Origin of the sequence: Streptococcus sp. E24BD (assembly GCF_041807825.1) — a bacterium.
Taxonomy (GTDB): domain Bacteria; phylum Bacillota; class Bacilli; order Lactobacillales; family Streptococcaceae; genus Streptococcus; species Streptococcus entericus.
Window position 1 is genome coordinate 691 of record NZ_JBGTZB010000057.1, and the last position, 6,478, is coordinate 7,168.

At 47.4% G+C, this 6,478-nt stretch carries 5 protein-coding genes and 2 pseudogenes; 1 reads left to right on the forward strand and 6 read right to left on the reverse strand.

The features are described 5' to 3' along the window. Positions 1-292, forward strand: a pseudogene (locus tag ACERC5_RS09600) (transposase); the annotation flags it as partial. Between the two features lie 5 nt (positions 293-297). On the opposite strand, the gene ACERC5_RS09605 reads toward ACERC5_RS09600, so the two are convergent. From ACERC5_RS09605 to ACERC5_RS09630, 6 genes and pseudogenes are all read right to left on the reverse strand, one after another. Continuing rightward, positions 298-1,860 (reverse strand): beta-carotene 15,15'-monooxygenase, encoded by a 1,563-nt coding sequence (locus ACERC5_RS09605; RefSeq protein WP_373660637.1) that lies wholly within the window; start codon positions 1,858-1,860, stop codon positions 298-300. Further along, positions 1,860-3,074 carry a tRNA uracil 4-sulfurtransferase ThiI gene (gene thiI, locus ACERC5_RS09610; RefSeq protein WP_373660638.1) on the reverse strand — a complete coding sequence of 405 codons (1,215 nt, stop codon included), beginning with the start codon at positions 3,072-3,074 and terminating at the stop codon, positions 1,860-1,862. The genes ACERC5_RS09605 and thiI overlap by 1 nt, the downstream gene beginning before the upstream one ends. Positions 3,075-3,096: 22 nt before the next feature. Beyond that, positions 3,097-4,245: a cysteine desulfurase family protein gene (locus ACERC5_RS09615; RefSeq protein WP_373660640.1), complete on the reverse strand. Its 1,149-nt coding sequence runs from the start codon at positions 4,243-4,245 to the stop codon at positions 3,097-3,099. A 98-nt stretch (positions 4,246-4,343) separates the two neighbouring features. Continuing rightward, positions 4,344-4,976, reverse strand: coding sequence for a TIGR01906 family membrane protein (locus ACERC5_RS09620; protein ID WP_373660641.1), 633 nt, complete (start codon positions 4,974-4,976; stop codon positions 4,344-4,346). Then, complete coding sequence (locus tag ACERC5_RS09625; protein ID WP_373660639.1) at positions 4,966-5,739, reverse strand: TIGR01457 family HAD-type hydrolase; 774 nt, start codon at positions 5,737-5,739, stop codon at positions 4,966-4,968. Before ACERC5_RS09625 ends, ACERC5_RS09620 begins: the two co-directional genes overlap by 11 nt. 230 nt (positions 5,740-5,969) lie before the next feature. After that, positions 5,970-6,344, reverse strand: a pseudogene (locus ACERC5_RS09630) (nucleotidyltransferase family protein); the annotation flags it as partial. Between the last annotated feature and the right edge of the window lie 134 nt (positions 6,345-6,478).

Consider the following 6,478-nt stretch of genomic DNA (forward strand, 5'->3'; position numbering starts at 1 on the left):
ATTTTCAAGAAAAGCAAGCTGACCAGCTCTTTGGGCTGATTGAGGAGACGATTTCAAGCGTTAATCCTGTCTTTCATACAGTTTTTAGAATCTTTTTGAAAGACAGGGACAAGATTGTCAATGCCTTGGAATTGCCCTACTCTAACGCCAAGCTTGAAGCAACCAACAACATCATCAAGGTTATTAAGCGCAACGCCTTTGGTTTCAGAAACTTTGAAAAGACAAAACTCGTATTTTCATTGCCATAAACATAAAACGAGAGAAGACAAGAACTGTCCTCTCTCGGTGTTAAGTGGGTCAACCCACTACAGTTGACAAAGATCCTATTTTTTTAACTTTACGCATCAGTCGCTCTGCTATGTAAGCTAAACTATAAGCTGCAGGTTGGGTTAACAAGGAAACATAAACGGGGACATACTGACTTTTTGTCTCCCAGATGAGGTGAAAAAGAACACCGCCAATAAAAAAGAGGAAGGGAAGGTACTCAAAGAGACGCAGGGATCTACCTGCCGTCTGCCGTGAGCGACATAGCCAATAAACAGCTGCCAGACTGTAGACCAGCCACAACCAGACCCCTCCCAAACGATTCAGCACGGCATAGCCAGTGCCCTCCTCATAAATGCTTTTTAGCAAGGACGTATGGGTATACTGACCACGTGCCGTTAAGGGTCCTGTCCAAATTGACTGGAAGGTCGGGTCTAACCAGGTCGAGTGAAATTTGTCTCTAAAAAATTTTGAAGCATAACCAGCATCAGATGCCAGCCGACCAAGGGCTTGTTTCAAATCCGTTCGAGCTTTTTCTTTCGCCAATGTTTGATCATAGCCGACTTTTTTTAATAAGTTTGTGTTATAAGTATTCCACCAGCCACCAACAGCACCCTTGGGGTCTTCTTGCAAGCCCATCGTGACATAGGCTAGTTTTGGAACCCCTGGAGATAAGGGCTGACCAATCGCCATTTCATAAGAAAAGGTTAGCAATTTGCTTAGTAGAAAAAAACTGACCAGCAGAGCAAGCGGTAATTTGAGGTAACGTTTGCTAAGAGTTTTACCATAGGCCATCAGCCACAGAATGAACAAGGCAATCAAGAAGATTTGATAGTTATTCCTAACGATTCCAGCAAAGACTGCCATCAAAATGCCTAAAATTGCCCAAGTTAGACGATGAGATTGCTGGTCTTTGAGGAAAAAATAGGTTGCAAGCACAATGAGAAATGCGCCAGGTATTGCCCCATAAGCAAACAGAATAAAGAAAAACTGGGGCAAAAAGGTAAAGGACAAGAGTATCAGATAATTTGTCACAAGACCCTTGTGATAAAGCTTATGGCAAATTGCAGCTTGAAGCCCAAGGGTCGCTAGCACTAAGATGGGATTGACACCGAAAATAAAACGTGGGCTAGATGAAAATAAGAGATAAAATCTCTCCAAAGTAACTAGCCCCAGTTGATGAGGGTGTAGGTAGAGGTAAGCCCCTTGCTTGGTAAAAGAAGAAAAGTCCCCTTGGTTCATAGCAAGAGCGGCTTCAAAAACTCGTTTGGCATCAGCACGAATTACTGAATCGACATGGCTAATCAAACCATATCCAGCTAGTAGATAGAGGAGCGCACACCCCAAAAATAGATGATGGGGTGGTATCTTTTTGAGCAAAGGCGCTAGAGCAACCAAAAGAAGCAAACCTACACCCACCTCAATCAACACACTTGGTTGTTGTCGAATGAAAATCATATCCTCCAAACGAGTCAAAGGCATATAGGCTTGAAGTCGTAGGAGCTGGACGGACAAATAGAATAAGAGAAGAGCAGATATGCCAATAATGACTGCTTGAATGAGCCTAGCCACATAACGATTAAAGCTCTGCCACATTACAACAGTTCCTCAATCAAATCAGCCATCTCGTCTTTTTCCACTTGAGGTGTGATGGTAGTCAGCTTGATTCCAGCCACTGCACGCTCGACCAGACCATCGACATCCAGACGTGCCTCATACTGCTCGGCATTTTTTAGCTTGGGGTTGGTCTTGGGACGGTCTGGAGCGAAAATAGTACAGCAATCTTCAAAGGGCTGGATAGAAATATCAAAAGTGTCGATTTTTTGCGCCAACTCGATGATTTCCAGCTTGTCCATGGTCACAACAGGACGGATAACAGGCGTATTGGTCACGGCGTTGATGGCGACCATGCTCTCCAGAGTCTGACTGGCCACCTGTCCCAGACTTTCCCCGTTGATGATCACCAAGCCTTTTCGCACCTCACGAATACGATCGGTAATCCGCATCATGAACCGACGAGTCAGAGTCAGCAGATAGGCTTCGGGCGCCTTATCCTTAATTTCCTCCTGAATCTCTGTAAACGGCACTTCAATAAAGGTGATATTGCCACCGAACTTGGTCAGCTTGCGCGTCAGGTCGTGCGCTTTCTTGAGCGCACCTGGGCTGGTGTAGGGTGGACTGGCAAAGTGAACCGCCTCAATCTCCACCCCCCGCTTGAGCGCCAAATAGCCTGCTAAAGGGGAGTCAATCCCGCCTGACAGCATGAGCATGCCCTTGGGCGATGTCCCCACAGGCAAACCGCCAGCCCCCTTGACTTCCTCATGAGAGATGTAGGCCGCTTCCTCGCGGATTTCCACCTTGAGGGTCACATCAGGGCGTTTCATTTGGGCTTTAATGGATGGCAGAGCGGTATAGACGGCATCTCCCAGAGCCAGATTGAGCCCATAACTATCCAGTTCAAAGCTGTGGTCACTGCGCTTGCTGGCAATCTTAAAGGTCATGCCCTCACGGTAAAGGCCTGTCATGATAGCGACGACGGCGTCTTTGAGAGCTGGAACGGATTTCTCGACCTTGTAGACAGGTGAAAAGGCCTGGATGCCGAAAATCTGTTTGAGCGATTCAGCCACAGGCTCGTAAGCTGTCCCATTGAGATAAACGTGCCCACGGTCACGGTCAGCCTTGACCACAACCTCCGGGTACACGGACAGAACATCAGCGATGTTCTTACGAAGTTTGTTGATGAAACGCATCTTGTTCTTGCCCTTGGTGGACAACTCACCAAAACGAATCATGATTTCTTGATACTGCATGTGTCTCCTTTACTTGGACGGCTTAGCGTCTCACTTTCTTAGTCTTATCGTAAATCTGCTTGAAAATGGTCAAAAATTGCTCCACCTGCCCCATGTCATTGTGAGCATCGAGACTAATACGGACAGCGGCCTGGGCGTCTCGAACAGGCACGCCCATAGCAATCAGGGTCCCCGCTGGCTGACCAGCCTTGGAGGAGCAGGCTGAGGTGGTCGACAGGTAAATCTCATGTTCTTCAAAGGCATGAACCGTGACTTCGCCGCGAACCCCCTTGATGCCAAAGGTGATAATGGACTGTGAAAATCGCTCATCTGTCCCTGAAAAGAGACGAACATCCTCAAACTGGCTCAAGGCCTTATGCAGGACGTCTCTCATCGCACGCACCTTGACACGCTGGTCATGGTCATTTTCTAGGGTCAATCGTAGCGCTTTAGCTGTTGCCGCAATGGCTGGGAGGTTCTCTGTGGTCGAGCGCAAATCGCTCTCCTGACCACCGCCTGTTAAAAGCGGTGCAATCCGCTTACCAGACTTCTTATAGAGCCAGCCGACACCACGTAAACCGTGAAATTTATGACTGGAGAAAGAGGCCAAATCCACACGGTCTGTCAGCACATCAGCCATATCACGCTTGCCAACCGCCTGCACGGCATCAACATGAAAGGTAATCCCTGGCTTATCCGCCAAAAGGTCGGAGATAGCTGAGATGGGTTGGATAGCTCCAATTTCATTGTTAACTGCCATGACGGATACCAAAATAGTATCCGGTCTGATAAGGGTTGAAAGGGCTGAGAGGTCAACCAGTCCAGCCTTGTCCACAGGAGCATAGCTCACCTCAAAGCCCAAGGTTTCCAGCCATTTGGCTGAGGTCCGCACCGCAGGGTGTTCGACACTAGACACGATGAGGTGCTTCCCAAAACTGCTCTTTTCAAGGGCAGTCCCCTTGATAGCCCAGTTGTCACTCTCCGTCCCTCCAGAAGTGAAAAAAATCTCCTCTGGCAAACAGCCTAACAGCTCGGCTATTTGGCGTCTTGACGCCTCAAGCAACCGCGTCGCCTGACTGCCTAGACCATGAAGGCTAGAGGGGTTCCCGAAAATCTTAGTCGCGACCTGCTGATAAGTCGCCAGCGCCTCGGGATAGGGCTGGGTCGTCGCGGCATTGTCAAAATAAATCACGTCGTCACTCGTTTCTATCAAAATTAAAGATGGACTATTAAAAGGAGCCCGCACGGTTCCTCCTCTTCTATCAGCCTGAATAAAGCAGAAACTGTTCTCTAGCCGTTAGAGGCCGACTGCCAGTAGCTCAACAGTAGCAACATCCCCATGAGAGCTTGGTAAATCAGAAAAAAAAGGATAAAACAGGCCAGGAAAAACTCGGCGGGTAGCACCAAAATCACTGGATCAGTCGTAGGGTTAAACAACCAAGAACTGTCTCCAGGAAAGAGCAAGGTATGAAAAAGAGTGAAAAAAGTTTCAAATCCAACAACCATACCCAGCCCTGCGATAAGCACAGGAAAAAGCATAGCTCCCCAAAAAATCTGTCGATAAAAAATCAGTTCCCTATCACGCATTGCTTGGGAGAAAAAGCGCACCGCAGGATAAGCTAAACCGATAAAGACTGCTTCCGCCAGAAAGAACAAGTGTTTAACATCTGCAAAATGCTTGGCACCGCTAGCAGACATAGGAAAATCAGCCATGACAAGTTCCTGCTTCAAGGGGTGAAGCAAATAGGTCATCAACTGGTTAAAATTTCCCAAGAGTTCCTGCTCAGACAGGGCAACTACTGAGGTCAACTCAAACTGCTTAATCGCTAAGGGATAAAGCACCCAAGCTAAGCCAATGGTTAAGAGCACCATAAGCGCCAACAACCATAATAGACCAATAAACACTTGTCCTCTAGTTCTCATCAAAATCCCACTCCGCTAAACTATTGAGGACATAGGTCGGTGCCAGTGGCAAATCAGCCACCTCTTCAGGCTTGGTGAAGCCTGTCAAAACCAGCAAACTATCAATACCATGATCAATTCCCGCCCGAATATCGGTCAAGTAATTATCACCGACAACGATGGCTTCTTCTCTCGCCACTCCGAGACGCGCCAGGGCTCTGTTCATGATAATCGCATGTGGCTTACCAACAAAGGTTGCCTCAACACGAGTTGCTAACTCCAGAAGGCGGGTGATTGTTCCACCGCCCGGCAAGAGTCCACGTTCAGTTGGAATATTAAGGTCAGGGTTAGTACCGATAAAGGTTGCTCCCCTTTGAATGGCTAAGGTCGCCGTCACCAGCTTGTCATAGGTTAACTCTGTATCCAGTCCAACAACCACGTAGGCTGGCGCTTCCGTTTCCTCCACATAACCTGCTTCAAAAATCGCTTGTTTGAGACCTGCTTCTCCGATAACATAAACTGTCTTGTCCTTGCCTAACTCATTCATGTAGTCCACTGTCGCCAGGCTTGCCGTGTAGATTTGTGCCACATCTACCTCCAGCTCACACTGGTCGCGCAATAGTGCCTGTACCGCCTCAGGCGGACGGGTGGTGTTATTGGTCACAAAAAGGTGGGGAATCCCTCGCTCCTGCAACTGGCGGACAAAAGCCTCACCAGCAGGAATCCTCTCCTTACCTCGGTAAATCGTTCCATCCAAATCAATCAAATAGCCTTTATAGGTCATGCTCTTCCTTTCTTTTTTCTATGGTATCATCGCAGAGCTGCCCAGTCGGTTATTAACTCGTTTGGTGCAGAAGTCGATTAGTAAATTCATACTGCCAAAATGTCATCTGAACCAAGGAGGGGTAACTATCAATCACTGCTAAGGTATATGAAACTGGTTTAATCATCACAACCAACGCTCAACCAACAGCTGATACGATAAGCATTCTCACCAACAGACAACCTAGTTTGTTAATGATTTTCCAACTCTACCTGTAGCTGTGGCCACTTATCTGTCCAATTCTTTGATAGCACACGCTGGCGGTACAGTGCTAGACGCTCTGGATGAGCCACAAAATGCGGAGTTGGTCTGACAATAAAGTTCACTATATCTTCTAACCCATAGGGGGCAAAAATCTCCAAGTCATACTCCAATAACCGTACCGCAATCGCTGTACAGCGTTCGGGGTACTTACTGATAGCATCACAGCTGCTCTGATAAGGGGTTGTGTGGGGACTATGCTGGTGCATCAGAGCCTGATTTTTGACCTCCCAGTGATAGGCTGGGTAGCGGGTGTGCAACTGGTCTTGCAGGCGATTGACTTCTTCCTGAGTCCCTTTAGGGTCAAAAAAGACAACTGAATCGGTTACACTAAACTAGACAGAATTTATAAAGTGTTCTACACTAAAGAAAACAGGAGAACTCTATGTCTAGAAAAATCCGTCGTCAATTTAGTGATGACTTTAAGCAACAAATTGTT

Coding starts and splice junctions, on each gene's coding strand:
- ACERC5_RS09605 (WP_373660637.1), bottom strand. CDS start 1,860: ATGTGGCAGAGCTTTAATCGTTATGTGGCTAGGCTCATTCAAGCAGTC.
- thiI (WP_373660638.1), bottom strand. CDS start 3,074: ATGCAGTATCAAGAAATCATGATTCGTTTTGGTGAGTTGTCCACCAAG.
- ACERC5_RS09620 (WP_373660641.1), bottom strand. CDS start 4,976: ATGAGAACTAGAGGACAAGTGTTTATTGGTCTATTATGGTTGTTGGCG.
- ACERC5_RS09625 (WP_373660639.1), bottom strand. CDS start 5,739: ATGACCTATAAAGGCTATTTGATTGATTTGGATGGAACGATTTACCGA.